The sequence below is a fragment of the Micromonospora sp. HM134 genome (assembly GCF_007833915.1).
Classification (GTDB): Bacteria; Actinomycetota; Actinomycetes; order Mycobacteriales; family Micromonosporaceae; genus Micromonospora; species Micromonospora wenchangensis.
In genome coordinates this window covers 51,326-77,595 of sequence record NZ_CP041061.1, presented here as the reverse complement: position 1 = coordinate 77,595, position 26,270 = coordinate 51,326, and the positions used below count along the sequence as shown (strand labels likewise).

25 protein-coding genes and 1 tRNA gene are annotated in these 26,270 nt (G+C 73.2%); 9 read left to right on the top strand and 17 right to left on the bottom strand.

Going from position 1 to position 26,270, the window contains the following annotated elements; all coding sequences use genetic code 11:
* From FJK98_RS00390 to FJK98_RS00370, 5 genes are read right to left on the bottom strand one after another with little or no spacing between them, the layout of a single operon-like run.
* Positions 1–1,506: a penicillin-binding protein 2 gene (locus FJK98_RS00390; protein ID WP_145917227.1), complete on the bottom strand. Its 1,506-nt coding sequence runs from the start codon at positions 1,504–1,506 to the stop codon at positions 1–3.
* On the bottom strand, positions 1,503–2,993 hold the full coding sequence (locus FJK98_RS00385) for an FtsW/RodA/SpoVE family cell cycle protein (RefSeq protein WP_145917226.1): 1,491 nt from the start codon (positions 2,991–2,993) through the stop codon (positions 1,503–1,505). The genes FJK98_RS00390 and FJK98_RS00385 overlap by 4 nt, the downstream gene beginning before the upstream one ends.
* Positions 2,994–3,022: 29 nt before the next feature.
* Complete coding sequence (locus tag FJK98_RS00380; protein ID WP_145917225.1) at positions 3,023–4,447, bottom strand: protein phosphatase 2C domain-containing protein; 1,425 nt, start codon at positions 4,445–4,447, stop codon at positions 3,023–3,025.
* Positions 4,444–4,932, bottom strand: coding sequence for an FHA domain-containing protein (locus FJK98_RS00375; RefSeq protein ID WP_088645730.1), 489 nt, complete (start codon positions 4,930–4,932; stop codon positions 4,444–4,446). Before FJK98_RS00375 ends, FJK98_RS00380 begins: the two co-directional genes overlap by 4 nt.
* Before the next feature lie 6 nt (positions 4,933–4,938).
* Complete coding sequence (locus FJK98_RS00370) at positions 4,939–5,733, bottom strand: DUF3662 and FHA domain-containing protein (RefSeq protein WP_088645731.1); 795 nt, start codon at positions 5,731–5,733, stop codon at positions 4,939–4,941.
* 228 nt (positions 5,734–5,961) lie between these two features.
* Between FJK98_RS00370 and FJK98_RS00365 the strand changes: the two genes are divergently transcribed.
* From FJK98_RS00365 to FJK98_RS00350, 4 genes are all read left to right on the top strand, one after another.
* Positions 5,962–6,047 (top strand) — tRNA-Leu (locus FJK98_RS00365).
* Positions 6,048–6,111: 64 nt separating this feature from the next.
* On the top strand, positions 6,112–7,233 hold the full coding sequence (locus tag FJK98_RS00360) for an NAD-dependent epimerase/dehydratase family protein (RefSeq protein WP_194823545.1): 1,122 nt from the start codon (positions 6,112–6,114) through the stop codon (positions 7,231–7,233).
* The gene (locus tag FJK98_RS00355; protein WP_088645762.1) at positions 7,230–8,036 is read left to right on the top strand and encodes a WecB/TagA/CpsF family glycosyltransferase; all 807 of its coding nucleotides are present in this window, start codon (positions 7,230–7,232) and stop codon (positions 8,034–8,036) included. Before FJK98_RS00360 ends, FJK98_RS00355 begins: the two co-directional genes overlap by 4 nt.
* Positions 8,037–8,195: 159 nt before the next feature.
* Complete coding sequence (locus FJK98_RS00350) at positions 8,196–8,816, top strand: hypothetical protein (RefSeq protein ID WP_240762527.1); 621 nt, start codon at positions 8,196–8,198, stop codon at positions 8,814–8,816.
* On the opposite strand, the gene FJK98_RS00345 is transcribed toward FJK98_RS00350, so the two are convergent.
* The 3 genes from FJK98_RS00345 to FJK98_RS00335 all read right to left on the bottom strand — a co-directional run bounded on the left by FJK98_RS00345 (position 8,784) and on the right by FJK98_RS00335 (position 10,412).
* Positions 8,784–9,185 (bottom strand): hypothetical protein, encoded by a 402-nt coding sequence (locus FJK98_RS00345; RefSeq protein ID WP_145917223.1) that lies wholly within the window; start codon positions 9,183–9,185, stop codon positions 8,784–8,786. The genes FJK98_RS00350 and FJK98_RS00345 overlap by 33 nt on opposite strands.
* Before the next feature lie 154 nt (positions 9,186–9,339).
* Positions 9,340–9,561, bottom strand: a complete 222-nt coding sequence (locus tag FJK98_RS00340; RefSeq protein ID WP_088645735.1) for a DUF397 domain-containing protein — start codon at positions 9,559–9,561, stop codon at positions 9,340–9,342.
* Positions 9,531–10,412 carry a helix-turn-helix transcriptional regulator gene (locus tag FJK98_RS00335; protein ID WP_145917222.1) on the bottom strand — a complete coding sequence of 294 codons (882 nt, stop codon included), beginning with the start codon at positions 10,410–10,412 and terminating at the stop codon, positions 9,531–9,533. The genes FJK98_RS00340 and FJK98_RS00335 overlap by 31 nt, the downstream gene beginning before the upstream one ends.
* Positions 10,413–11,051: 639 nt before the next feature.
* Between FJK98_RS00335 and FJK98_RS00330 the strand changes: the two genes are divergently transcribed.
* Together FJK98_RS00330 and FJK98_RS00325 are read left to right on the top strand one after the other, a co-directional pair.
* A complete protein-coding gene (locus FJK98_RS00330) occupies positions 11,052–11,336 on the top strand; it encodes a hypothetical protein (RefSeq protein ID WP_088645737.1) in 285 nt (94 codons plus the stop codon).
* Positions 11,337–11,438: 102 nt separating this feature from the next.
* Positions 11,439–11,924 (top strand): hypothetical protein, encoded by a 486-nt coding sequence (locus FJK98_RS00325; RefSeq protein ID WP_145917221.1) that lies wholly within the window; start codon positions 11,439–11,441, stop codon positions 11,922–11,924.
* 28 nt (positions 11,925–11,952) lie between these two features.
* Here the strand turns inward: FJK98_RS00325 and FJK98_RS00320 are convergent, their stop codons facing one another.
* Together FJK98_RS00320 and FJK98_RS00315 are read right to left on the bottom strand one after the other, a co-directional pair.
* Positions 11,953–12,765, bottom strand: a complete 813-nt coding sequence (locus tag FJK98_RS00320; RefSeq protein ID WP_145917220.1) for a PASTA domain-containing protein — start codon at positions 12,763–12,765, stop codon at positions 11,953–11,955.
* 145 nt (positions 12,766–12,910) lie between these two features.
* Positions 12,911–13,588 (bottom strand): PASTA domain-containing protein, encoded by a 678-nt coding sequence (locus FJK98_RS00315; protein WP_145917219.1) that lies wholly within the window; start codon positions 13,586–13,588, stop codon positions 12,911–12,913.
* Positions 13,589–13,702: 114 nt separating this feature from the next.
* Between FJK98_RS00315 and FJK98_RS00310 the strand changes: the two genes are divergently transcribed.
* Complete coding sequence (locus tag FJK98_RS00310) at positions 13,703–15,037, top strand: hypothetical protein (RefSeq protein ID WP_205789340.1); 1,335 nt, start codon at positions 13,703–13,705, stop codon at positions 15,035–15,037.
* A gap of 22 nt (positions 15,038–15,059) precedes the next feature.
* On the opposite strand, the gene FJK98_RS00305 is transcribed toward FJK98_RS00310, so the two are convergent.
* Together FJK98_RS00305 and FJK98_RS00300 are read right to left on the bottom strand one after the other, a co-directional pair.
* Positions 15,060–16,538 carry a glutamate--cysteine ligase gene (locus tag FJK98_RS00305; protein WP_145917218.1) on the bottom strand — a complete coding sequence of 493 codons (1,479 nt, stop codon included), beginning with the start codon at positions 16,536–16,538 and terminating at the stop codon, positions 15,060–15,062.
* Between the two features lie 233 nt (positions 16,539–16,771).
* Positions 16,772–17,350, bottom strand: coding sequence for a YceI family protein (locus tag FJK98_RS00300; RefSeq protein WP_088645742.1), 579 nt, complete (start codon positions 17,348–17,350; stop codon positions 16,772–16,774).
* A 101-nt stretch (positions 17,351–17,451) separates the two neighbouring features.
* Between FJK98_RS00300 and FJK98_RS00295 the strand changes: the two genes are divergently transcribed.
* A complete protein-coding gene (locus FJK98_RS00295) occupies positions 17,452–17,955 on the top strand; it encodes a MarR family winged helix-turn-helix transcriptional regulator (RefSeq protein ID WP_145917217.1) in 504 nt (167 codons plus the stop codon).
* Positions 17,956–18,160: 205 nt separating this feature from the next.
* On the opposite strand, the gene FJK98_RS00290 is transcribed toward FJK98_RS00295, so the two are convergent.
* The 3 genes from FJK98_RS00290 to FJK98_RS00280 form a co-directional block, all read right to left on the bottom strand.
* Entirely contained in the window at positions 18,161–20,782 is a 2,622-nt protein-coding gene (locus tag FJK98_RS00290) for a helix-turn-helix domain-containing protein (RefSeq protein ID WP_145917216.1), read from the bottom strand.
* 124 nt (positions 20,783–20,906) lie between these two features.
* On the bottom strand, positions 20,907–22,055 hold the full coding sequence (locus FJK98_RS00285) for an acyl-CoA dehydrogenase family protein (RefSeq protein WP_145917215.1): 1,149 nt from the start codon (positions 22,053–22,055) through the stop codon (positions 20,907–20,909).
* Between the two features lie 152 nt (positions 22,056–22,207).
* A complete protein-coding gene (locus FJK98_RS00280) occupies positions 22,208–23,740 on the bottom strand; it encodes an acyl-CoA carboxylase subunit beta (protein ID WP_145917214.1) in 1,533 nt (510 codons plus the stop codon).
* Positions 23,741–23,948: 208 nt separating this feature from the next.
* Here FJK98_RS00280 and FJK98_RS00275 point away from each other — a divergent pair, with 208 nt between their 5' ends.
* Complete coding sequence (locus FJK98_RS00275) at positions 23,949–24,518, top strand: snapalysin family zinc-dependent metalloprotease (RefSeq protein WP_145917213.1); 570 nt, start codon at positions 23,949–23,951, stop codon at positions 24,516–24,518.
* 84 nt (positions 24,519–24,602) lie between these two features.
* Here the strand turns inward: FJK98_RS00275 and FJK98_RS00270 are convergent, their stop codons facing one another.
* Both FJK98_RS00270 and FJK98_RS00265 read right to left on the bottom strand, forming a co-directional pair.
* Positions 24,603–25,520 (bottom strand): hydroxymethylglutaryl-CoA lyase, encoded by a 918-nt coding sequence (locus FJK98_RS00270; protein ID WP_370516967.1) that lies wholly within the window; start codon positions 25,518–25,520, stop codon positions 24,603–24,605.
* Positions 25,521–25,706: 186 nt separating this feature from the next.
* A complete protein-coding gene (locus tag FJK98_RS00265; protein WP_145917212.1) occupies positions 25,707–25,916 on the bottom strand; it encodes a hypothetical protein in 210 nt (69 codons plus the stop codon).
* Between the last annotated feature and the right edge of the window lie 354 nt (positions 25,917–26,270).

Sequence of the window (26,270 nt, the reverse complement as noted above, 5' to 3'; positions counted from 1 at the left end):
TCAGCGGCCCCCCGCATCGGCGATGGCCGCCTGCATGATCCGGCCACCGATCCGGGCCGCCTCGGCGCTGCCGCCGCTGCCGGCCTGCTCCAGCTCCACGCAGACGGCGGAGACGGCGTTGCCGTTCTTGTCCAGGGCGAAGCCGATGAACCAGCCGTGGTCGGGCCGGTCCGGGGCGGACTGGGCGGTGCCGGTCTTGCCGCCGACCGTGTAGCCGTCGATGTCGGCGGAGCGACCGGTGCCGTTCTTCACCACGCTGACCATCATGTCCCGCAGGTCGTCGGCGACCTGGCCGCTGACCGGCTGGCGCAGCTCCCGGGGCTGGGCGTTGTAGTAGCTGGTGGTGCGGTCCGGCCCGAGGAGCTGCTTGACCAGGTAGGGGCGCATCTGCCGGCCCTTGTTGGCGACCGAGCCGGCGATCAGCGCCCCCTGCAACGGGGTCATCCGGACGTTGTTCTGGCCGATGGAGGACTGGGCCAGCGCGGCCGGGTCGGTGCCGCCGTCGGGGTTCTGCATGTCCCCGGTCCGGCTGGCCGCCACCGGCAGGCCCCCCTCGCCGAGCTGGCCGACGGTGAGGTCGTCCTGCTCGAAGCCGAACTGTCGGGCCTTCTCCTTCACCGTGTCCGCGCCGAGCCGGACGCCGAGCTGGGCGAAGCCGGTGTTGCACGACTCGGTGACCGCGTCGATCAGGGTGACCTGCGCCTCCGGGCAGATCGACGCGGCGGCGTTGCGGATCGGCGTGCCCGAGGTCGGCGGGGTCCAGCTCGCCCCGGCCGGGATCTCGGTGTCCTTGCCGACCCCGTTCTCCAACGCGGCGGCGGCGATCACGATCTTGAAGGTGGAGCCGGGTGGCAGGACCTCCGACAGCGCCCGGTTCTTCAGCGGGCCGTCCGGGTCCTGCTCGTACTTGTTGTAGGCCGCCGAGGCCACGTTGGTGTCGTGGTCGACAAGCGGGTTCGGGTCGAAGCCGGGCATCGAGACGAGCGCCTGCACCGCACCGGTACGCGGGTCGATGGCGATCGCCGCGCCCTTCTTCACCCCGTTGCGGTTGTTGCGCAACTGCTCGTACGCGGTGTCCTGGGCGCGCTTGGAGATGCTCAGCAGCACGTTGCCGCCGCCGGTCTCGTCACCGGTGAACATGTCCTTGATCCGGTTGCCGAGCAGGGCGTCGCTGGTACCGGCGAGGAAGTCGTTCTCCAACCGCTCGATGCCGGTGTCGGCCAGGTTGACCGGCTTGTAACCGAGCACGTGGGCGTACTTCGACCCGCCGGGGTAGGTGCGCTGGAACTTCAGCTTGCCGCCGGTCTCCTTGCTGGTGGCCACGGCGGTGCCGCCGGCCTCGATGTTGCCCCGCCGACGCTCGTACTCGGCCACCTGGACCCGGCCGTTGTAGTCGCTGTTGCGGTACTCGTCCGCCTTGTAGGCCTGGATCCAGTTCAGGTTGGCGAAGAGCAGCCCGAACAGGACCATGACGACGACGCCGACGCGGCGCAGGGGCGCGTTCACGGGCGGATCACCTCCGTGGGAGCACCGTGCAGCTGTTCCGGCGGACCACCACCGGGTCGGCCCGCCGTGCCGCCACCCTGGGCCACCGGCCGCCGGGCGGCGTCGGAGATCCGCAGCAGCACCGCGATGAGCAGCCAGTTCGCCATCAGCGACGAACCACCGGCGGAGAGGAACGGGGTGGTCTGACCGGTCAGCGGGATGAGCTTGCTGATCCCGCCGACGATCACGAAGACCTGCAGGCCCAGGGTGAAGGCGAGACCACCGGCGACCAGCTTGCCGAACGAGTCCCGCACCGCCAGCCCGGCCCGCAGCCCCCGCTCGACGATGAGCAGGTAGACCACCAGCAGCGCGGTCAACCCGAACAGGCCGATCTCCTCACCGATGCCGGCGAAGATGAAGTCGTTCTGCACCTCGGGGATCTCCAGCGGCTCCCCGGCGCCCGGCCCGGAGCCGAACAGGCCGCCGCTGCCCAGACCGAGCAGCCCCTGCACCAGCTGGTAACCCCGGTCGTACGGCTCGGCGAACGGGTCGAGCCAGATCTCGGCGCGGGTGTAGAAGTTGGCGAACGGGCCACCCACCGTGCCCCCGAGCACGTACGCGAGGTAGGCGCCGCCGAAGAAGAGGACCAGACCGATCAGCAGCCAACTGACCCGTTCGGTGGCGATGTAGAGGGTCACCACGAACATGCCGAAGTAGAGCAGCGAGGTGCCGAGGTCCTTCTCGAAGACCAGGACCAGCAGACTGATCATCCACACCCCGAGCACCGGGCCGAGGTCCCGGCCGCGCGGGAAGTCGATGCCGAGGATGCGGCGGCTGGCCAGCGAGAGCACCTCACGCTTGCGGACCAGGTAGTAGGCGAAGAAGACCAGCAGCGCCAGCTTGGCGAACTCACCGGGCTGGATGCTGAACCCGCCCACCCTGATCCACAGCTTCGCGCCGTTGATCTCGGAGAACCGGCCGGGCAGCACCGCCGGGATCATCACCAGCACGATGCCGGCCAGCCCCAGGGTGTACGCGTACCGGGAGACCGCCCGGTGGTCACGCATCAGCACCAGCAGGCCGGCGGCGAGGACCACCGCGGCCAGCGTCCAGGCCAGCTGCCGGCCGCCGGTGCCGGCGAAGATGGCAAGCGTCTCCCGGTCGGCCGGGGCGGCCTTGCCGAGGTCGAGCCGGCGCAGGAAGCCCACCCCGATGCCGTTGAGCAGAGCGACCGCCGGCAGCAGGGCCGGATCGGCGAACGGCGCCAGCCACCTGATCACCAGGTGCATGCCGAGGAAGACCAGCCCGAGCGCGGCGGCCGGCATCCAGAAGTCGCGGGTGACGGTGTCGAGCAGGTTCGCCTCGACGATCGCCCCGTACGCGGCCACCAGCACCATCGCCAGCACCAGCAGGGACAGTTCGGCGTTACGCCGGGACCGCGCCAGACGTACGCCGGGCCGCTCGCCCGTCGCGACGGGCGAGACTACCGGGTGGGCCGCTGCGGTCAAGGAGGTGTCCCTCGGATCTCAGCCGACGGTCACTCGGGCGACCGGCAGCCCGCCGGGTCTCCGGCCGGCGGAACCGCGTCGGAGGCCGAGGCGTCGGGTGTGGTGGGCGGCGTGGGAGTGCCGTTGGCACCCGGGACCCCGGTCGCGCCGGGGCTGGGTGAGCCCGGGACGGCCGGCGCCGACGAGTTCGCCGGCACGGGTGAGCCGGTGATCAGCGGCGGCACCGGCGGGCAGACCGGCTTGAGGTTCGGGTTGGTCGGGTCGTCGCTGGTCAGCTCGGCCAGCCGGCGCAGTGCGTCCGGTCGGCTCTTGGCCTGGATGCCCTGCTTGACCTGCTCCTGGGCGGCCAGGGTGAGGTCGTCGAGCTTGGCCTGGCTGGTCGAGTGCACGCTGGACAGGTCGAGGCCGGCCACCTGGCCGGGGACGCCGCGGAAGACCGCGAGCTGCCCGCTGTCGGTCGCCCCGACGTAGTACTGCCGCTGGGTGTAGCTCCAGCCGGCGAACAGGCCACCACCGAGGATGACCAGCAGGGCCGCCAGCATCGCCGCGGTGCGCAGCGGCCGGCGCGGGCGCTCCGGGTCGTCGTCCCGGTTGGCCGCCGGCTCCTCCGGCGCGGCCGGACGCGGCGCGGACAGCGCCGACGCGCGGGCGGCCGGGGTCGAGTCGTCGGCGGCGGTGGCCATACCCCGGTCCCGGGCCGCGGCCCCGCCGACGATCGGGCTCGCCTCGACGATGTCCTGGTCGGTGGCGTCCGCGATGATCACGGTGATGTTGTCCGGGCCGCCGCCGCGCAGGGCGAGCTGCACCAGCCGCTCGACGCACTGCTGCGGGTCGGTGTACTCGCGCAGGCTGTCACCGATGGTCTCCGCGCTGACCACGCCGGAGAGGCCGTCGCTGCAGATCAGGTAGCGGTCCCCGGGCAGCACCTGCCGGACGCTGTATTCCGGGTCGATGTCCCGGCCGTCGAGGGCGCGGGTGAGCAGCGAGCGCTGGGGGTGGCTGCTCGCCTCCTCCGCGCTGATCCGCCCCTCGTCGACGAGCATCTGGACGTAGGTGTCGTCCTTGGTGATCTGGGAGAACTCACCGTTGCGCAGGAGGTAGGCCCGCGAGTCACCGATGTGGACCATGCCGAGCTTGCTGCCCGAGAAGAGGGTCGCGGTGAGCGTGGTGCCCATCCCCTCCAGCTGCGGGTTGGCGTCCACCGTGTCGCGGAGCTGCTGGTTGGCGGTGCCCACGGCCGATCGCAGCGCGTCGACGAGCGCGTCCCCCGGGACGTCCTCGTCGAGCGGCGCCATGGCACCGATGACGATGTTGCTGGCGACGTCACCGGCGGCCATGCCGCCCATGCCGTCGGCGACGGCGAGGAGCCGCGGCCCGGCGTAGACGGAGTCCTGGTTTCCGTCTCGGATCAGACCGCGGTCGCTGTGGGCCGCATAGCGCAGGGTCAGAGTCATGGCCGTAATTCGAGAGAGGTGCGGCCGATACGGATCGGCACGCCGAGGGGGACGGGGGTTGGTCCGGTGACCTTAGCGCGATCGAGGTACGTGCCGTTAGTCGAACCGAGATCCTCGACGAACCACTGCCCGTCCCGGGGCACCAGCCGGGCGTGCCGGGCGGAGGCGTAGTCATCGGTGATGACGAGGGTGGAGTCCTCGGCCCGACCGATGGTGATCTGCGCTTCACCGAGGGTGATCCGGGTGCCGGCGAGCTGGCCGGCGGTGACCACCAACTGGTGGGCCGCCCGACCCCGCTTCACCTTCGCCGGCTTCGCCGCCTGCTGCTGGGTGGAGGCCCCGACCGCGCGCGGCGCGGCCACCAGCCGCCCCGACCGGGCGCCCGCGAAGAGATCCCGACGGATGACACCGACCACCGTGAACACGAAGATCCACAGCAGGATGAGGAACCCGAACCGGGCGACGGTGATGACGAGTTCCGGCAAGGCGGGTCAGCCGTCCACGCGGAAGGTCAGCGTCGTGGTGCCGAGCTGGATCATGTCGCCCGGGTTCAGGGCGACGGCCGAGACCCGCTGGCCGTTGACCATGGTGCCGTTGGTCGACCCGAGGTCGGTCAGCACGACCTGGCCGCCGTCGAAGTCCAGCCGGGCGTGTCGGCGGGAGATCCCGACGTCGGGCAGGCGCAGGTTGGCCTGGTCACCCCGGCCGATCACGGTCGAGCCCATCTGCAACGGGTAGGTACGGCCGTCGCCGGAGACCAGCCGGACGTTGCGCGCGCCGCCGCCGTGGCCGGGCGGCGGGCCGTAGCCGCCCCCCTGGTCGTACGACGGGTAGGCCGGCGGGCCGGGGTCGTAGCCGCCCGGGGAGGAGACCGGAGCGACCTCGCCGCCGGTGTAGACCTCGGCGGTGACCCGGAACATGCCGGTGTCCAGCCCCTCGCCACGCTCGACCTCGACGATCACGTCGCCGTAGACCGTCCACGCCTGCTCGCCGATGAACTCCGCCTGCGACTGGGCCAGCTCCTGGGCCAGGGCGGCGGCGTACGGCGCCAACCGGCTGTGGTCGTACGGGGAGAGATCGATCACGTAGCGGTTCGGCACCAGGGTGCGGCCACCAGCGAGGATGGCCTTGTGCGCCTCGGCCTCCCGCTGCATGGCGTTGAGGATCTCCACGGGGTGGACCACCCCTTTGAAGACCTTGGCGAAGGCCCCTTCTACCAGGCCTTCCAGACGCTTCTCGAAGCGTTGCAGCACGCTCACCGGCTCCTCCTCGGGTCCCGAGGACATGATGGTATCTGGACGGCGCGCATGCAGCTCGCGCGCCGCTCGGCCACCGCGCGGCGGCCCGTTCGGAGCGGCCCTCCGGACCGTGCTACTCTTTCGTCCGCCACGAAGGGTGACCGCTCGCAGGAACGGTAACCGGTCGAGGCGAGACCACAGGACCGGGTAGGATGTTCCGGGCCCGCCGGAGACGGCGGGGTCGACGCTTCCGACCGCGTTCGAGGGTCGTGCCACGGGGATGTGGCGGAATGGCAGACGCGCACGGTTCAGGTCCGTGTGTCCGAAAGGACGTGGGGGTTCAACTCCCCCCATCCCCACCACCAGACGAGGGCTCCGTAGCTGCGGGGCCCTCACTTCGTATCGGGGCGTACCGGACGTCAGGCTATGCTCCGATGGTTTTTTCCAGCCTCCTACCTTGACCAGGAGTGTCGTGTGAGTGTCGCGTTGGTGACCGGGTCGGGCGGTCTGATCGGTTCCGAGGCGGTCCGGCACTTCGCCGGGCTCGGCCTGGACGTGGTCGGCATCGACAACGACATGCGGCAGGAGTTCTTCGGTGCCGAGGCCTCGACCGCGTGGAACGTCCGGCGGCTGGCCGACGAGCTGGGGTCGGCGTACGCGCACCACAGCATCGACATCCGCGACCGGGACACCCTCGGCAAGCTCTTCGCCCGGTACGGCCGGGACATCGCCGTGGTGATCCACACCGCGGCCCAGCCGTCGCACGACTGGGCGGTGCGGGACCCGTTCACCGACTTCGACGTCAACGCCGTCGGCACCCTCAACATCCTGCAGAACGTGCGGGAGCACTGCATCGCCGCGCCGCTGATCCACTGCTCGACCAACAAGGTCTACGGCGACCGGCCGAACAGCCTGCCGCTGGTGGAGCAGGAGACCCGGTGGGAGATCGAGCCGGGGCACCCGTACGAGCAGGGCATCCGCGAGGACATGTCGATCGACGCCTGCCTGCACTCGGTCTTCGGGGCCTCCAAGGTCGCCGCCGACGTGATGGTGCAGGAGTACGGCCGCTACTTCGACATGCGGACGGCCTGTTTCCGGGGCGGCACGCTGACCGGCCCGGCGCACTCGGCGACCGAGCTGCACGGCTTCCTCGGGTACGTGATGCGGGCCAACATGGAACGCCGCACCTACAAGATCTTCGGGTACCAGGGCAAGCAGGTCCGGGACGCCATCCACAGCTCGGACGTGGTGTCGGCGTTCGAGGCGTTCTTCCGGGAGCCGCGCTCGGCGGCGGTCTACAACCTGGGCGGCGGCCGGCACTCCAACACCTCCAACCGGGAGGCGTTCGCCCTGGCCGAGGAGATCACCGGCCAGGAAATGATCACCGAGTACGTCGACGCGAACCGGATCGGCGACCACAAGTGGTGGATCGGCTCGAACGAGGCGTTCCAGGCCGACTACCCGGGCTGGAAGCAGGTCTACGACGTACCCATGATCATGCGGGAGATCTACCAGGCCAACGTCGACAAGTGGGTGCCGGGAGCATGACCGGGCAGGGCAAGCGGAACGTCCTCGGCGTCCTGGTCGACGCCACCGACTACGCCTCGGCGACCGAACAGGTGGTCGCGGCGGCCCGGGACCGCCGGCCGCTGGCGCTGACCGCGCTGGCCGTGCACGGGGTGATGACCGGGGTCCTCGACCCGGCGCACAACGCCCGGCTCAACTCGTTCGACGTGGTCACCCCGGACGGCCAGCCGGTGCGCTGGGCGCTCAACCTGCTGCACCACGCCGGCCTGGCCGACCGGGTCTACGGCCCGACGCTGACCCTGCACGTGCTGCGCCGCTTCGCCGACGAGGGCCTTCCGGTCTACCTGTACGGGTCGACCGAGGAGACGCTGGCGAAGCTCATCCCGGCGCTGGAGCGGATGTTCCCGGCCCTGAAGATCGCCGGGGTGGAGCCGTCGAAGTTCCGCGCCGTGCAGCCCGGCGAGGACGTCGAGATCGCCGACCGGATCCGGGCCAGCGGCGCCCGGCTCGTCCTGGTCGGCCTGGGCTGCCCCCGCCAGGAGGTCTTCACGTACGCGATGCGGCCCCTGCTGGACATGCCGCTGATGGCCGTCGGCGCGGCCTTCGACTACCACGCCGGCCTGCTCCGGCAGCCGCCGCCGTGGATGCAGCGGGCCGGCCTGGAGTGGTTCTGGCGGCTCGGGCTGGAGCCGAAGCGGCTCTGGCGGCGGTACGTCATCCTCAACCCGGCCTACCTGACCCGTCTCGCCGGCCAGAAGACCGGACTGTGGAAGGCCCGGCCGCCGGCTCCGGCCACCGAACGGCCGGCCACCTTCGCGGTCTGATCCGTCCACTGCGGACGACCGGCCGGGGATGACGACCCGGTCGGTCCCGTGCCGCTGGACCGACCGGCCGGGACACGGCCACCCCTACGGGATGCTCCGGGGTGGGAACAGGGGCTCGTCCCGGATTCGCCGCCCGCCGTTGTGGGCAAGGCTGTGTCCATGGATGGGCATCTCATCGTGCTGCTGTCGATCGCCGCCGTCTGGCTCGCCGCCGGCGTCGTGGCGGACGGACTCCCCCGGCTGGACCGGGCCCGCGCCCTGCGACGGCGTACCGGATGGCTGCTCGCTCTCTCCGTCGCCGGGCTCGCCCTGACCGCGACGGTGCTGGCCGCCGGCACGATCAGCGGCGGGGACACCCCGGTCGACCGGGCCGCCGGGCAGCTTCCGCTGGTGGCCGTGCCGGCGCTCGCGGTGGCCGCCTGCACGGTGCGCCGGGTCCGCCGGCTGCGGGCCGGGGCGGGCGCGTTCACCGCCGCGCCGGAGACCCCCGCGCCGTACGGCCTGCGGGCCGCCGCCGGGCACCCGCTGATCGGGCTGCCCGTACAGGTGACCGCGCTGGCCACCCTGCCGGGCCTGCTGCGGGCCGGCGGGCTCGACCTGAGCGCCGGCACCGGGGTGACCGGGGTGGCGCTCACCGTCGGCGGGCTGGCCGTCCTCGCCATCGGGGTACGCCACGGGCTGCGGCACAGCCGGCTCGCCGAGCGGACCCTGCCGGGCACCCGCCCCGCGCTGGCCGGGCTGCCCGCCTCATCGGCTGCGGCCGGCTCCCTGCACGTATAGCAGTTCCAGGATCGCCCGGGTCGCCTCGAACCACCGGTCCAGCCAGCCCGGCGGCGGGACGCTGCCCTTCGGCGGCAGCTCCAGCAGCAGGCCGCGCAGCAGCGGGTGGTCGACGAGCGACTCGGGGGGTTCCGTCGGCCAGCCGGCCGGCGGGAACGACGGCTCGGTGAGCGGGTTCGGGTCGAGCGAGGGCAGCGACAGCGACGAGCCGGCCTGCTCGGGGGCGGGGGTGTTGTCGCGGCCCAACTCGGTGTCGGCGGCGCCGACCTCGGTGAGCACGGTGTCGCGGCGCGCGCCACGGTACTTCCCGCCGAACCGTTCGGTCTTGCCGGGGCCGTTGGTGAGGTTGTCTGAGCCGATCGTCGTCATCTGCGTATCGCCTGCCTCGCTCGGTTGCCGCCACCTGCGGCGGATCGTCGACCAGCGCCGTACCGAGGGGTTCAACGACCCGGGGCGCGAGTGGCGACGGGCCGGCCGGGGAGTGTCCCCCGACCGGCCCGCGGTCAACGCCACGCTGCGTTGGTCAGTGTTGGCCGAACGCGCCGTTCCGAGCGTCGGCGACGAAGGCGTTCCATTCCCCGGGGGCGAATACGAGGGCGGGACCTGTCTTGTCCTTCGAGTCCCGTACCCCGACCGCCCCGATCACGTAAGCCACCTCGACGCAGTTGTCACAGTTCGGCCCGCTTCTTGAGCTCTTGAACCAGGTTGCCTGCGTCAGGTCCTCGGGGAACCTCTTGGTCGCCATTTCCACAACGGCTCCTCTGCCAGTTCTGCGATGTGTGCTATGGACTCCTCCGGTCGCCTGGCCACTGCTCGAATGTGATCGAAGATGAAGCTGTACTTCTGTAGCTCGTCGCTCTTCTCCAGGAAGAGCCCACCCGTGGCGTTCTCCGCGTACACGACATCCGGATCAACCGATTCGGGGAAGCTGAGAATGGTGAACGTCCCGTCCATGCCGGCGTGCGCTCCCACCTCGAAGGGCAGGACCTGCAACGTCACGTTCGGCAGTTCGGCCACCTCCACCAGCCGCCTGAGCTGGTTACGCATCACCGCGTCACCGCCCACCGGCCGACTCAACACCGCTTCATCGAGCACCACCCACAGATCGACCGGATCGTCCTGGGTCAACAACGACTGACGGCCCAGTCGGACACGCACCCGTTGTTGCACCTGGTCGGCGGTGAAGTCCGGGCGGGCGGCCTGGATCATCGCGCTGGCGTACTCCTCGGTCTCCAGCAGACCGGGCACGACCTGCTGTTCGTACGCGCGGATGGAGCCGGCCGCCGCCTCCAGGCCGACGTACGCCCCGACGAGCACCGTGCTGTAGGGATGCCACCACCCCTTCTGCCGCGCCTCGCGGGCGATCTGCACCAGTTCCTCGCTCTCCACGCCCACCACCCCGTAGATGCGGAGCATGTCCCGCACGTCGCGGGGTGTCGCGGAGGTGTGTCCGGTCTCGATCCGCGAGACCTTGGAGGCGGAGCACTCCAGTTGCTCGGCGACGGCCTCTATGGTGATTCCGGCACCGTCGCGCAGGCGGCGCAGCTCGGCCCCGAGCCGACGACGCCGGATGGTGGGGCTCCGCCGTTCGCTCATCGCATCGCCCCAGGTGCCGATGACGGGGGAAGCTGGTGCCTCGCGCTCACCCGGTTACCTCCGGTCGATCGCGCCTGCGTCCACACCCGCCGGGGGCGCGACCGACGGGCGGCGGGCGATCGTTCGCGGCAAAGGGGTGGAACCGGTCGTCGGCCGGCCGCGTCGGGCGGAACCGCGTCCAGTGTGCCGCTCCGGAGTCGGCGTGATCAAGCGCCCGGTTCACGTGTCGCCTTCGCGTATCGGCAAAAGTCTACGTGCAACTTGCATCCCGCATCACACTGATGCACTCTGTCCGTATGGTTCGAGTCACTCACCGTTTCCGGTCGATTTCCCGGTGTGATCATCACCCGGGGCTCGCCCGGCCGGGTGGGTGCCCCGGGCCGCAGGAGTCCACGAGACCTGCCCCGGGTTGATGACCCCGCCGCTGCACGCCCGAAGGCTGCGGCGGCGGGAGCGGTAACACCCGTGAGCAGCCGGGTGATGGCCGGGTGGCGCGATCCACCACCAGCGGGTACGCCCCCGGCCACCACCACAACGAGCACCGGCCCGCGAGGCACAACCCCGTCGCCGGAAACGCATCCGTCCCCGTTCCGCACCGGCCGGCCACGCGACGCCGGCCATATCCTCCCAGGAGCCCATGTGCTTCCCCGCTCCGGTGACGTTCTGCACGTGACCCGCGCCGCCAGTGTGCAGTTCCTCCGACCGATCACCTTCCGGGTGATCCGGGTGCTCGACTGGCCGACGTACGACGGCTGGCTCTGGCTCGACGGCTACCAGCTGAACGCCGCGGGCGACGCGGTCAGCCGCCGCTCGATCTTCGTCCAGCGGGCCGGGCTGACCCAGCTGCGGGCCGCAGCCGTACCGCGTCAGCACACCGCGCGGTCGCGCCGGCCGGTCAACCGCGCGCCGATCGCGGTGGGCTGACTCCCCGATTACCCGGCCGGAGGGCGTACCGCCGCCATAGACTCGGTACGCCCACCCCGGCGAACGTCTCCACCCCGCGCGTATCCGGCCCCTGAACCTGGGATGGCCATGGTCTATCTGCCCGCCGCGCGGCGGCACCACAGGTCCCGCCTCGGACACGCCTTCGGGCTGCTGGTCCTGATCGGCACGGTCCTCACCCTCGTGGTGGTGGCCCGCTACCCGGCCGAGTCGGCCACCCGGCTCGCCGAGCCGGTGCCGGCCCCCGAGATCACCGTGGCCGAGCCCGCCGACGCCCCGCCCGGCGACGGTACGCGGCCCGAGCCGGCACCGCCCGCCGGGAGCCGGCCCGACACCCCACCCGGGGACGACCTGCCGGCCGACGGCGACGAAGCGGCCGACCCGGGCGGGGACCGAGGGACGACTCAGTCCGGGGTCGGCGGCGGTGGGGCCTCCGCGCTCGCCGAGCCCCGGCACCCGTCGGACGACCCGCAGACCGTCGCCCAGTCGCTGTTCTACTCCGGCCTGCTCGGGCTGGCCATCTCCCTGGCCGGGCTGGGCCTGGTGGGGACCCGACGCCGGATGTGGTGAGCCGGGCCGGCGGAACGCCCCGGGCCCGTCACCCGGTGGGGGTGGCGGTCGGGGTGGCGGTGCCGGTCGGCGACGCCGACGGCTCGGCGGCCACCACCAGGGTCACCTCGTCACCCGGCCTCACCGGCCGGCCGGCCTCCGGATCGGTGGACAGGACGGTGCCGGGTGGCCGGTCCGACTCCCGCGTCTGCACCCGGGAGGACAACCCGAGCCGCCCCAGCAGCGCCTCCGCCGTCTCCTGGGAGAGGCCGACCAGCGGCGGCACCGCGATCGCCGCCGGCTCGGTCGACGGCGCGGTGGTCGGTGGGGTCGTCGGCGGCCCGGTGGTCGGCGCGGTGGTGGGCGGTGCGGTGCTCGGGGCGGCGCCCGTCGTCGGCACGGCCGTCGGCGGTGGGGTCGGTGTCCCGTCCGACGGGGTGTCCACCGCCCGCAGGGCCAGCCAGATCCCCACCCCGACCAGCCCCAGCAGGACGAGCCCGAGCACCCCCAGCAGGATCGGCGTCCACCAGCGTCGGCCGCGCTGCTCCTCGGCGTACCACTCGGCCGGCTCCCGGGGGTCGGCGGCCCGTGGCGGCGGCACCCCGGCCCGACCGGACCAGACCGGCGCACCGGCCGGCTCGGGCCGGGTCGTCCCGTCGGCGGGTGGCAGCGGGCGGGTCGCGTCCACCGGCTCCTGCCGGGCGGTGGCGTCGACCGGGAGCGGCCCACCCGCCGGGGGCCGGTCCGCCGGCAGCGGCGCGGTCCGGTCGGCAGCCGGCAGCCGGCCGGTCGCGTCGTCGGGTGGGCGGGGCAGTGGGCGGGTCGCGTCGTCGGCGGGTGGGTCCTGGCGGTCGTCGCTCATCGCACGTCCTCTCGCCACCTGGCGGACGGCGGGCGCTCGACCCACCGTGCGCGGCCCCGGGCCGGCCAGGCGGGCGTGGCCCTCGGCCCCACCACGGTAACGGTCGGGGCCGGCATCCACCGGGACCGGCGCGGCGACCCGCCCGTCAGCCCGTCGGCGTCGCCCCGGCGGTCGGCGTCGGTCGGTCACCGCAGGAGATGGCGACCTGGTCGTTCCAGTGCGCGGTCGCGTCGGCCGCCGGCACCTGGGCGGTGACCTCACCACGGTTGCCGGTGGGGTACCGGGGGAACAGGCCCACCTCGCCCAGTTCGTCGGCGGCGTCGTCGCAGTCCTCGCCGATCAGGTCCGGCACCTCGACCTCGGGTGCCGGCCCGCTGACCTCGACCCGCACGGTGGTGCCCGGCTTCACCGACGTGTCCTGGGCGGGCACGGTACGGGTCACCGTCCGGCCCGATCCGGTGCCGAACACCAGCCGCCAGCCGAGCTTCCGGTCGTGCAGCGCGTCCCGCGCCTTCTCGAAGTCGAGCCCCACCAGCCGGGGCACGGTCAACCCACCACCGGTGGCGGCGGGGGGCGGGGGTGTGGTGGCCCGCGCGGTGGTCGGCCGGGCGGTGGTCGGCGCGTCGACCGGGGTGGACGGTCCGCTGGCCGCCGCTGCCGGGGTGGCGCCGGTCTCCGGGTCGCCGGGGTCGGCCAGCACCCATCCGACGGTGCCCCCGACGGCGGCCAGCAGGACCGTCGCCAGGGTGCCGCCGAGCAGCAACGTGCCCCGGCCCGGCCGGTCCCGTTCCACACTGTCCTGTTCGGTGTACTCGTCGTCCATGCCGCTCCCCCGCCTCGTCCCCGAAACGGTACCGGCCGCCGCCCAGCGGTCACCGGCCGTGCTCCGGCGGTCGTCCGACTCGCCGCCTCGACCAGGGAACGCTACAGTCCCGGCATGGCGGGACGCGGCTGGGGAGGATCGGTGCTCACCGCGCTGGGCGTCGCCGCCGGTGTGGGCGCCGCGCAGTTGGGCTTCGGCTACGGCCTGGGCATCATCAACTGGACGCCGGTCGACGCCGGAGCCACCGAGCCGTCCTGGTTCGCCAGCCTCGCCTGGGCGACCTGGATCGCCGCCGTCTCCACCGTCGCCGGGGCGGTCTGCGCCCAACGGCTGCACGAGCGGGGCGGGGACGTCGCCGCCGGTAGCGCGCTGCACCGGGTCACCCTCGCGGTGGCCGGCGCGGTCGGCGCGCTGATCACCGTACTGCTGGTCGCGGTGCCGTCGCGGGCCGCGTCCGTACCGGAGACCTTCTCGCCGCAGACCGTCGCGGCCGGGTACGCCGGGGTGGGCGTGCTGGTGGGGCTGGTGGTGGCGGTCTGGGCGCTGCACTCACGGGCCGCCGCGACGAACGTGATCGCCACCGTCGGCTGGCTCTGGCTGCTGGCCGTGGTCTCCGTCGTCGACGGGGTGCTCGCCGGCCGGGGGCTGACCAGCGCCCAGCTCGGCATCTGGCAGATCGCCCAGGACAGCCCCCGGTTCTGGTGGCGGGACCACCTCTACTGGCCGGGCGCGCTGCTCGCCCTGGGCTCGGCCCTGCTGATCGGCGCGTCGGCCGCCCGACGGGCCGCCCGGACGCCCGAGCTGCGGCTCGGTGCGGTGGTCTCCGGGGCCGCCGGGCCGCTGCTCGTCGCGGTGGCCTACTTCCTCGCCGTGCCCCGGCTGGCCACGATCTCCCCGGCCCAGGTCTCCGCCCACCTCGTCGCGCCCTACGCGGTCATCGTCGGCGCGGCCGGGTCGGTGCTGGTGGCCTCGCTCGCCCAGCGGGCCGAACGACGGGCCGCCGCCCGGACGACGCCGTCGGTGCCCCGTCCCCGTGCCGGCGAACCGGACGACCTGCCGGCCGGCACCGACCCGGTCGCACCCGCCGAACCGGACACCCGGCCCGACCTCCCGGCCGCTGCGGCGGACCCGCCGACCGGCCCCGTGGACACCGCCCCCGACCGGGAGTCGACCTCCCCCACCGGCACGACCGGTCCGGCCGACCCGGGCGGTGACCCGGCACCGCTGCCGGACGCCGGGGGCGGTTCCGCTCCCTCGGCGGTCGGTCGGGCCCGGCCGGTCCGCCGGGGTCGCAGCGCCCCGGCAGCCGGTGCGACGCCCGCCGGACCCCGGACGGACCAGGACCCCGGATCGCCCGGTGGCGGCCAGCCGGAGGGCGACCCGGCGGGGGTGCGCCCGACGGACCCGCCCGCCGTGCCCAGGCCCCGCCCCGGTCGCCGCACCCCCTGACCGTCGACCGCCGCCCCGGGGCTCAGTCCACCGGCCAGGTGTGCACCGGTTCGTTGCTGCGCTGGAGTTCGGCGTACCGGTTGGCCATGTGGCGCAGCGCCGCGTCCCGGTCCAGGTTGCGCTGCCGCTGCGCGGCCCACACCGTCTCGGTCTGCCAGACCGCGCCGTTGCGGCCGGTACGGCAGCGCTGCTCGATGATGCCGAGCAGCCGGTCCCGTTCGGCGGGGGCGACACCGAACCGGTCCAGCCCGGTGGCCGCCTTCGGCAGGAGCGTGTCGAGGACCAGCTTGGTGACCGGCACCTCGCCGAGCCGGGGCCAGTGCAGCACGGCGTCCATGCCCCGTCGGGCGGCGGCGTGGAAGTTCTCCTCGGCGGAGCTGAAGGTGAGCTGGCTCCAGATCGGCCGGTCGGACTCGGCCAGCCCGCGCGCCAGCCCGAAGTAGAAGGCGGCGTTGGCCAGCATGTCGACCACGGTCGGGCCGGCCGGCAGCACCCGGTTCTCCACCCGCAGGTGCGGGCGGCCGTTCATGATGTCGTACACCGGGCGGTTCCAGCGGTAGACGGTGCCGTTGTGCAGCCGCAGCTCGGACAGTTGCGGGACGCCACCGGCGTGCAGCACCTCGACCGGGTCCTCGTCGGCGCAGATCGGCAGCAACGGCGGGAAGTACCTGACGTTCTCCTCGAACAGGTCGAAGATCGAGGTGATCCAGCGTTCCCCGAACCACACCCGGGGGCGTACCCCCTGGGCCTTCAGCTCGTCCGGGCGGGTGTCGGTGGCCTGCTGGAACAGGGCGATCCGGGTTTCGGCCCAGAGTTGCCGGCCGTAGAGGAACGGCGAGTTCGCGCCGACGGCGACCTGGACGCCGGCGATGGCCTGGGAGGCGTTCCAGTAGTCGGCGAAGCTGTCCGGCGCGACCTGGAGGTGGAACTGGAGGCTGGTGCAGGCGGCCTCGGGGACGATCGAGTCGGTGTGCGTCCGCAGCCGCTCGACTCCCCGGATGTCCAGTTCGATGTCCTCGCCCCGGGCGCCGACGATCTGGTCGTTGAGCACCCGGTACCGCTCGTTGGTGGAGAGGTTGTCGGCCACCAGGTGCCGTTCGGTCAGGGTGGGCAGGATGCCGACCATGACGATCCGGGCGTTCGAGCGGGCCGCCCGCTCGTCGGCCCGGGTGAGGCTGCTGCGCAGGTCGCTCTCGTAGTGGGCGAAGCCGCCCCCCTCGATCAGCCGGGGCGCGGCGTTCAGTTCCAGGTTGAACTGGCCGAGTTCGGTCTGGAAGAGCGGGTCGGCGATGGCGGCGAGGATCTCGTCGTTGCGCATCGCCGGTTCGGCGTCCGGGTCCATCAGGTTGAGTTCGATCTCCAGACCGGTCATCGGCCGGTCGGCGTCGAAACCGAAGTCGTCGAGCATCAACGCGAAGACGTCCAGGCAGCGCCGCACCTTCTGCCGGTAGCGGACCCGGTCCTCCCGGGAGAACGCGCCCTGCTCGACGTCCCTACCCATGTTTCCTCCAGGCGTGAGACGCGCGGGGCGGTGACCGTCCCGGCGCGCAGTGTGAACCACCATAAGAGCGCCCACGCGCCGGGGCCAGTGCCCACCGGGTATGCGCTGTCCCGCTTCTCTACCCAGCGGCCGTCCACCAGCACCGGATGTCGCCGTCGCCGGACAGTGACAATCCGCACGCGGGCACGGGGAAGCCCCCGCTCGCGGTGAGCGGGGGCTTCGACGTGCCGGGCTCAGGCCTGCCGGATGGCCTCGCCCTCGATCTCGATCTTGATCTTCTTGCCGACCAGCACGCCACCGGTTTCCAGGGCGACGTTCCAGGTCAGGCCGAAGTCCTCGCGGTCGATCTCGGTGCTGGCGGTGAAGCCGAACACGTCGGTGCCGAACGGGGTGCGGCCGACGCCCTCGAACTCGACCTCCAGCTCGACCTGGCGGGTGACGCCCTTGATGGTGAGGTCACCGAGCAGGACGAACTCGTTGCCGTCGTGGGACTTCACGGCGGTGCTGCGGTATTCCAGCGTCGGGAACTGCTCGACGTCGAGGAACTCGGGGCTGCGCAGGTGGCCGTCCCGGTCGGCCTGGGCGGTGTTGATGCTGGCCGCCTGGATGGTGGCGGTGACCGAGGACTGCAACGGGTCCTCGGCGACGGTGATGGTGGCGGTGGCGTCGGCGAACTCGCCGCGTACCTTGCTGACCATCATGTGGCGGGCGACGAAGCCGACCCGCTTGTGCGCGGCGTCCAGCAGGTAGGTGCCGGCAGCGGGGATGGTGAGGCCGTCCCAGTCGCGGGTAACCGACTCGGTGCTGGTCATGTAACTGCCCTCCGGGGAAGATTGTTTAGTAGCCCAACGACTGCCTGAGCAACTATAACCGCAGCAATATTCCCCGTGTCAAGCACTGCTAGGATGGCCAGGTGGACGAGACTGTGTTCGACGACCCCCGGATCACCGCCGTCGGCCTCCTGGTCGAGGCGCACGCCGGGCTGACCGCCCGGTTCACCGCGCAGTACGAGGAGCACGGCGTCTCCGCGGTCGAGTTCGAGGTGCTGATGCGCCTGGCCCGCTCCCCCGGCAACCAACTGCGGATGACCGACCTGGCCGCACAGACCTCCCTGTCCACCAGCGGCGTCACCCGGGTGGTGGACCGGATGGAGCGCGACGGGCTGCTCCGGCGTCGCGCCTGCCCGTCCGACCGGCGCAGCTCGTACGCGGTGGTCACCCCGGCCGGCATGCAGCGGCTGGACGAGACCCTGCCCGGCCACCTCCAGATCATCGAGCAGTGGTTCACCGGTCAACTCGAACCCCGGACCCTCGCCGCCATGCTGGACGGCCTGCGCCGGGTACGCGACGCCGTCCACCCGGGGGCGACCGCCGGCAGCACCGACCAGGCGCCGACCGACGAGCCGCCGTCCTGCTGACCGCCCGCCAACAGGATGCCGGCGGACCGGCAGAAAAAGCGGCAGAACCCGTCGGCCCCACCGGTCGCAGAGCCGCCGATCGCCGCAAAACGGACGGCCCGGCTGGCTAGCCTTCATCGCGCGGGGGAGCACCGGGGGGTGCCGGCGCGAGCGATTGAGCGAGGGGTTTGACCAGGGGGCTCGTTCGCTCGCGCCACCCCCGCGCCTAGCCCAGCAGACGTTCCTCGTCCGGCAGCAGCCGGATGCCGCCGCGCCGGCACGCCTGCGCCAGCCGCTCCCGCACCTCGGCGGAGCCGGTGCTCACGGCCAACCCGACCAGGGCCTCGACCACGTCCCGCCGGTCCTGACCGGCCGCACCGGCAGCTTCCGCCACCGCGAACCACTCCGCCGCCAACTCCCGGTCCCCCCGGTGCTGGGCCATGGTGCCCTCGATCAGCGCGCAGACCGACTCCTCCGCCCGGACCGGCCCGCCGCCGCCCGGACGACCCCCGGCCGCGCCCGCCTCCGACCGGGACCCGGGCAGCCCCGGACGGCCGTCGCAGCGCAGCTCGGCCAGGACCTCGGCGGCCTCGTCCAGCCGACCCGACCGGGCCAGCGCCAGCCCCACCGTGCCGAGCACCCGCCGTCGGTGCCCCGGATCACCCACCCCGGCCAGCGCGGCGACGACCCGCCGGCCCTGGTCCACCGCGTCACCGTGGCGACCCTCCAGCCGGGCCACCTCGGCCAGGTCGGCACGGGCCAGCAGGCGCAGGCGGGGCTCCCCGCACTGGGCGGCCAGCCGGTCCACCGCGGCCAGCCGCCGCCGGGCCGCCGACAGGTCGGCGAGGCGGATCTCGTGCCAGGCCAGATGGTGCTGGGCGACCGCCATGTCCCGGGTCCGGCCGTGCCGGGTGGCCAGGGTCAGCACCGCATGCGCCTGCTCGGCCGCCTCGTCGTACCCGCCGGTCGCGACCAGCAGGGTGCCGAGGACCGTCCGCGCCGCCAGCTCCCCGGCCACGTCGGCCCGACCGGCCAGCACCGCGAGCGCGGCACGGGCGGCAGGCAGTTCCTGCGCCGCCGCGCCGTGCTCGGCGGCCAGCCGGGCCACCCCGAGCAGCGCCCAGGCCCGCAGCACCGGATCGGCGTCGGCGGTACGGGGATCGGCGAGCAGCCGGCACAGCCACTGCCGGCCGCTGACGTCCCGCCCCCGCATCCGCCACCAGCGGGTCAGCTCGGCGGCCAGCCGCAGCGCGGTGACCGGATCGTCCCCGGCGGCGTGCGCCAGTGCCGCGCCGATGTCCCCGGTCGCCTCGTCGAGCTGACGGACGGCCGCCGGCTGTCGCGCCCCGACCAGGTCCGGTGCGGTACGGGCCACCAACCGGGTGATCACCACCGCGTGCCGGCGACGGACGGCGGTCAGCTCGCCCCGGCCGGCGGCCTGCTCGACGGCGTACTCGCGGACCGCGTCGAGCAGGCGGAACCGCAGCGGCCCGGCACCCCGGACGCTGAGCAGGCCCAACTCGACGAGCCGGTCGAGCAGCGGCACCGGGTCGACCACCACCGACGGGTCCCGGTCGGCCTCGTCGGCGAGCAGTTCCTCGGCCAGTTCCACCGACCACCGGTTGGCGAACACCGAGAGCCGGCGCAACGCGGCCTGCTCCCACCCGTCGAGCAGCCGGTAGCTGGTGGCGACCGCCTCGCGCAGGGTCACCGCGACCGTGGACCGGGCCGGTTCGTCGGTACGCCGCGGCGGCGCGGCCTCCCAGCCCCGCCCGCCGAGATCCGGGCCGGCCAGGTCGAGCACCCGGTCGCCGTACCGGTCGAGCAGTTCGGGCAGGTCGAGGATGCGGCCCCGGGCCGCCATCAGCTCGATCGCCAGCGGCAGGCCGTCGAGGCGGCGGACCAGCGCGGTGAGGGCGGGCAACTCGTCCGGGCCGGGCGGTTCCGGGCGGACCCGGGTCAGCCGGGCGGTGAACAGGGCCGCCGCCGGCCACCGGGCCAGCTCGGCCGGGTCGACCACCCCGGCGGGGGGCACCTCCAGCGGCGCGACCGGGCGGACGAGTTCGCCGGGGATGCCGACCGGATGCCGGCCGGTCGCCACCACCCGCAGGGTGGGCACCGCCGCGACGAGCAGGTGCACCACCTCGGCCACCGGGTCCGGGGCCCGTTCGACCGCGTCGACCAGCAGCAGCGCCGGGCGGCCCCGCAGCCGGGCGGCCAGCTCGGCGAGCCGGGCCGCGCCGAGCACCGCGCAGGCCGCGGCGAGCACGTCGTTGGCGTCGGAACCGGTGCCGACCAGCACCCCGGCCACCCCGCCCGGGTGGGCGTCGGCCACCGCGTGCGCCACGGCCAGGGCGAGCGCGGTCTTGCCCACCCCGGCCAGGCCGACCAGGCTCAGCACCGGCGGCCAGCCGTCGCCGGTCAGTAGGCCGGTCAGCTCGTCGAGTTCCCGTTCCCGGCCGATCAGCTCGACCGGCGGGGGCAGCGCCATCGGCGTACCCGGGAGGTCGGGGTCGCGGGGGACGGTGCCGGCGGCGGGCGCGCGGTGCGGCAGCCCGGCGACGCCCGGGGCGGCCGGGGCGGTCGCGGCCCGGCCCCGGGCGCTGGCGAGGAAGCCGGCGCGCGCCGCGCCGGTCAGGCCGAGCGCCCCGGCGATCAGCTCGGCGGTGGTGCGGTGCGGCCGGTGGGCCCGGCCGCGTTCCAGGTCGCGGACCGTCCGCACGCCGACCCCGGCCCGCTGTGCCAGGTCGGCCTGGGTGAGACCGGCGGCCAGGCGGTGGGCCCGCACCAGCTCCCCGATCGGGGTACGACCACCCGCGCCGGGCGAGTGATCATGATCCGGGGTCATGGGCAGGAAGGGTACGGACGGGATACGACGCCGGGCAGCCCTTCGTCGGCCTACCGACGAAGGGCTGCGGATACCCGACAGAGAGCCGTTCCCACCCGGCGACGGACCGGTTGCGGGGGTACGGTCACAGGCCCAGGTCGCGGGCGATGATCATGCGCTGCACCTCGGAGGTGCCCTCGCCGATCTCCAGGATCTTGGAGTCCCGCCAGAACCGGGCCACCGGGTACTCGTTCATGAAGCCGTAGCCGCCGTGGATCTGGGTGGCCTCCCGGGCGTTGTCCACGGCGACGGTGCTGGCGTGCAGCTTGGCGATCGCCGCCTGCCGCTTGAACGGCTCGCCGGCGAGCATCCGGGCGGCGGCGTCGTAGTAGGCCAGCCGGGCGGTGTGCGCCTTCAGCTCCATGTCGGCGATCTTGAACTGGATCGCCTGGTAGTTGCCGATCGGCCGGCCGAACGCCTGGCGCTCCTTGGCGTACTTCAGCGACTCGTCGACGCAGCCCTGGGCGAGGCCGACGGCCAGCGCGGCGATGGCGATCCGCCCCTCGTCGAGGATGCGCAGGAACTGGGCGAAGCCCCGGCCGCGCTCGCCGAGCAGGTTCCCGGCCGGCACCCGGCAGTCGTCGAAGGTCAGCTCGTGCGTGTCCGAGGCGTTCCACCCCACCTTCGAGTACGCGGGCGCGACGGTGAACCCGGGCGTTCCCGACGGCACGATGATGGTGGACAGCTCCTTCGAGCCGTCCGGGTTGGTGCCGGTGACCGCGGTGACGGTGACCAGCGCGGTGATGTCGGTGCCCGAGTTGGTGATGAACGCCTTCGATCCGTTGATCACCCACTCGTCGCCGTCCAGGACGGCCCGGGTCTGGGTGCCGCCCGCGTCCGACCCGGTGCCCGGCTCGGTCAGCCCGAACCCCGCGAGGGCCTCGCCGCTGAGCAGCTTCGGCAGCCAACGGGCCTGCTGCTCGTCGGTGCCGAACCGGTAGATCGGCATCGCGCCGAGGGAGACCGCCGCCTCCAGGGTGATCGCCACGCTGGAGTCGACCCGGGCCAGCTCCTCCAGCGCCAGGCAGAGCGCGAAGTAGTCCCCGCCCATGCCGCCGTGCTCCTCCGGGAAGGGCAGGCCGAACAGCCCCATCTTGCCCATCTGCCGGACGATCTCGTACGGGAAGGTGTGCCGCTCGTAGTGCTCGGCGATCACCGGGGCGACCGCCTCGCGGGCGAAGTCCCGCACGCTCTCCCGCAGCGCCTCGTGTTCCTCGCTGAGCCGGAAGTCCATCGGTTCCTCCTGTACGGGTGCCGCCCCGGGCGCTCGTGACGCCGGCGACGACGGATCGGTTGGACGACCGGTCGGACCCGGTCGACGGCGGTGTCGGTGGCTCGGTGCCGACCGGTCGGGCCGGCCGGGGACGGCGGCGGATCACCGGCCGGTCAGACCGGGGTGACCCCGTGCCGTCGGCGGGAGAAGTGCCGGTCCTTGCTGCGGGCGGCGGTGAACCGGCGGACCAGTTCGCCGCGCAGCTCGTGCGGTTCGACGATCGCGTCGATGACCAGCTCGCTGGCGAGCCGCACCACGTCGATGTCCCGCTCGTACTCGGCCCGCCTGGCGGCGACGAACGCGGCCCGCTCGGCCTCGTCGGCGATCGCCGCGATCTTGTTGGCGTAGACGGCGTTGACGGCCGCCTCCGCCCCCATCACCGCGATCTTCGCGGTGGGCAGGGCGATCGTCGCGTCCGGCTCGAAGCCGGGACCGGCCATCGCGTACAGGCCCGCGCCGTACGCCTTGCGGACCACCACACAGATCTTGGGTACGGTCGCTTCGGAGATCGCGGTGATCATCTTGGCCCCGTGCCGGATGATGCCCTGCTTCTCCACCGCGCTGCCGACCATGAACCCGGGCACGTCGCTCAGGAACAGCAGCGGCACGTTGAACGCGTCGCAGAGCTGCACGAACCGGGTCGCCTTGTCGGCCGAGTCGACGAAGAGCACGCCGCCCTTGAACATCGAGTTGTTGCCGACCACGCCGACGACCTCGCCGTCGAGCCGGCCGAAGCCGATGGTCACCTCCCGGGCCCAGAGCGCCTGGATCTCGAAGAACGACCCCTCGTCGAGCAGGCCCTTGACGTACCGGCGCATGTCGAACGCCTGTCGCTCGCTGGCCGGCACCAGCGCGGCGAGATCGGCCTTTTCCGGCGCGGCGACGGCCGGGGCGGCCGGCGGCTGCTGCTGCCAGTTCGCCGGCAGGTACGACAGGTAGGTCTTCACCACGTCGAGCGCGTCGGCCTCGGTCCTGCACAGGAAGTGCCCCACGCCGGACTCGGCGCAGTGCACCCGGGCCCCGCCCATCGCCTCCAGGGTGGTCTTCTCCCCGGTGACCATCTCGACCATCCGGTCGGAGCCGAGGTACATGCTGGCGTTGCCCTCGACCATGGCCACCACGTCGCAGAACGCCGGGATGTACGCCCCACCGGCGGCGCTCGGCCCGAACAGCGCGCAGACCTGCGGGATCGCCCCGGAGGCGCGGACCTGGTTCCAGAAGATCTTGCCGGCGCCCCGGGGGCCGGGGAAGAGGTCGACCTGGTCGGTGATCCGGGCGCCGGCCGAGTCGACCAGGTAGACCATCGGCACGCCGGTCGAATAGGCCCGCTCGATGATCCGGATGATCTTCTCGACGGTCCGCGCACCCCAGCTGCCGGCCTTGACCGTGGAGTCGTTGGCCATCAGGCAGACCGGCCGGCCGTCGATGGTGGCGGTGCCGGTGACCACGCCGTCGGCGGGCAACCCCTCGGCCAGGGCGTTGGCGTAGAGGCCGTCCTCGACGAAGGAGCCCTCGTCGACCAGGAGCGCGACCCGTTCCCGGGCGAAGAGCTTGCCCTTGCCGGCGTTGGCCGCGTGGTACTTGTCGGCGCCGCCGGAGCGGGCCCGCTTGCGTAGCTGCTCCAGTGCCTCACCGTCGAGCGTCACGCCGACCCCCTCGCCCCGCGCCTCGTGGGCGCGCCCGACCGCCATGCCGCCGTGGGCGTCGTGGTGGACGCGCCGACCAGCCTGAACGATCGTTAGGCTAGCGCATCCGGGCCCCGCCCGACCACCCGACCGACTTCCACTCCGGATATTGATAGTTAACTATCGATATGGCTACGCTCCTGACACCCCCTCCGGATTGGAGTGAGCCATGAACTCACGCATCAAGCGCCTCGCCGTCGCCGCCCTGGCGACGGCGACCGCGACCCTCGGTATCACGGTCGCCAACCCCGCGCCCGCCTCCGCCGCGATGACCATCTGCTACAACACCAGCCAGGCGCCCAGCTACGCGAGCATCGCCAACCAGGCCGCCTCGATCTGGAACAACGCCACCAACAACCTGACGCTCACCGCGAACTGCGGCACCAACCTGCGGATCTACCAGATCACCGGCGGCGGCTCGTACGCCCAGCGCACCAGCCTCGGCAACGGGCGGGTCTACATCGACACCCAGCAGGCCGCCCAGTACAGCCCGCTGCGGATCATGACCCACGAGATCGGGCACATCCTCGGCCTGCCCGACAACTACAACGGCAACTGCGCGATCCTGATGTCGGGCGGCAGCGCCGGGACGAGCTGCACCAACCCGTACCCGAGCACCACCGAGGCGAACCGGGTCAGCAGCCTGTTCGCCGGCACCCTCAGCGCCAACGACCGCCGCAGCAGCACCGGCAGCCAGGTCTTCAAGGACAGCTGGCCGGGCCTGCTCAGCGTGGGCTGACCCACGACGCGACCCGACGGAGGGGCCGGCACCACGCCGGCCCCTCCCCGCGTCATCGGGCCGATCCGCCCCCGACGGGCCCGGTCAGGGCCGGGCGGTCAGCCGGGTACGCGGACCGGCCCGCAGCACCCCCGACGGCAGCCGCTTGCCGAGCAGTTCCTCGGCCAACTCGGCGACCCCGATCAGCGCGTCCAGGTCGATGCCGGTGTCGACGCCCATGTCGTGCAGCATGTGCACCGCCTCCTCGGTCGCCAGGTTCCCGCTCGCCCCCGGCGCGTACGGGCAGCCGCCCAGGCCACCGACGCTGGCGTCGAACTCGGTGATCCCCAGCTCCAACGCGGTCAGCAGGTTCGCCAGCGCGGTGCCCCGGGTGTTGTGGAAGTGCAGCAGCACCGGCACGTCCGGCTCCCGGTCGCGGACGGCGGTGACCAGCTCCCGGACCCGTCGGGGCGTACCCATGCCGGTGGTGTCGCCGAACGCGACCCGGTCGGCGCCGTCGCGGACCACCCGCTCGACGATCCCGGCGACCCGCCCCGGGTCGACGTCCCCCTCGTACGGGCAGCCGAAGCTGGTCGCCACGATCACCTCGGCCCGTGCGCCCGAGGCGTGCAGCAGGTCGATCAGCTCGGCGATGTCGTCGAGCGACTCGTCGGTCGAGCGGTTGACGTTGCGCCGGTTGTGCGTGTCGCTGGCCGAGACCACCACCTCGATCTCGGTGAAACCGGCGGCCAGGGCCCGCTCGGCACCCCGGGTGTTGGGCACCAGCGCCGAGTAGCGGACCCCCTCGGCCTTCCCGGCCCGCCGCCACACCTCGTCGGCGTCGGCCATCTGCGGAATCGCCTTCGGGTGCACGAACGACACCGCCTCGATCCGGCGCACGCCGGTGCCGGAGAGGGCGTCGAGCAGCCGCACCTTGGCCCCGGTGGGGATCGGCTCCTCGTTCTGGAGCCCGTCGCGCGGCCCGACCTCGCGGATCGACACCGCCGCTGGCATCTGACTCATGGTCACCTCGCTGTGACATCGGGTCGCCGGGGGTCGTCCCGCGTCGCCGCCCCTCGTGGAGACGACGACCGGTGACGCCGGACGACCGGTGGTCCCTCCAGGGAACCACCACGCCGGCCACCGCCGCCACGCCACCCCGGGGTGTCGGGCCGGCCCGGGTACTGGCCGGCCCGGCACCCCGGGAGGTCACCGGCCCGGTGATCCCTCCGCCAGCTCGGCGGCGGTGCGCAGCACCGCGGCGACCGCGCCCGCCCAGGCCACCGCGTCCTCCCGGCCCAGCACCAGCGCCATCGCCACCGCACCCTCCGCGAACAGCGACATCGACCGCAGGTGCCGGCCCACCCGACGACGGTCGGGGCGCGGGCACGCGCCGTTGGTCAGTCTTCCGCTTCCCATGTTCTCCGCCCCCAGGCCGCGTGACCGGCGATGGCCTCTCCACCGCCCGTGTGGCACGTCCGGCTCCCGCCGCGTGTGTGCCGGCCGACCGCCGACGAACGTGCGGCGACGAGACCTGTCGCACGACGGGCCCAACGACCACCCGGGCCGTACCGCACGCCGTTCTGGCCGGGCAGCGCCGGGGCGGGCGGCCAAAGTGGACCGTCCGAGGACGGCCGCAAGGCACCGACCGCCGCCCCGGGCCGGGACCGTCCAACCCGGACACCGCCCGGCCCTACCCGGACAACCACCCGGCCAGAAACTGACCACGGACACAGGCCGGGGCGCTCACGATTTGTGGATGGAGGGTACGAA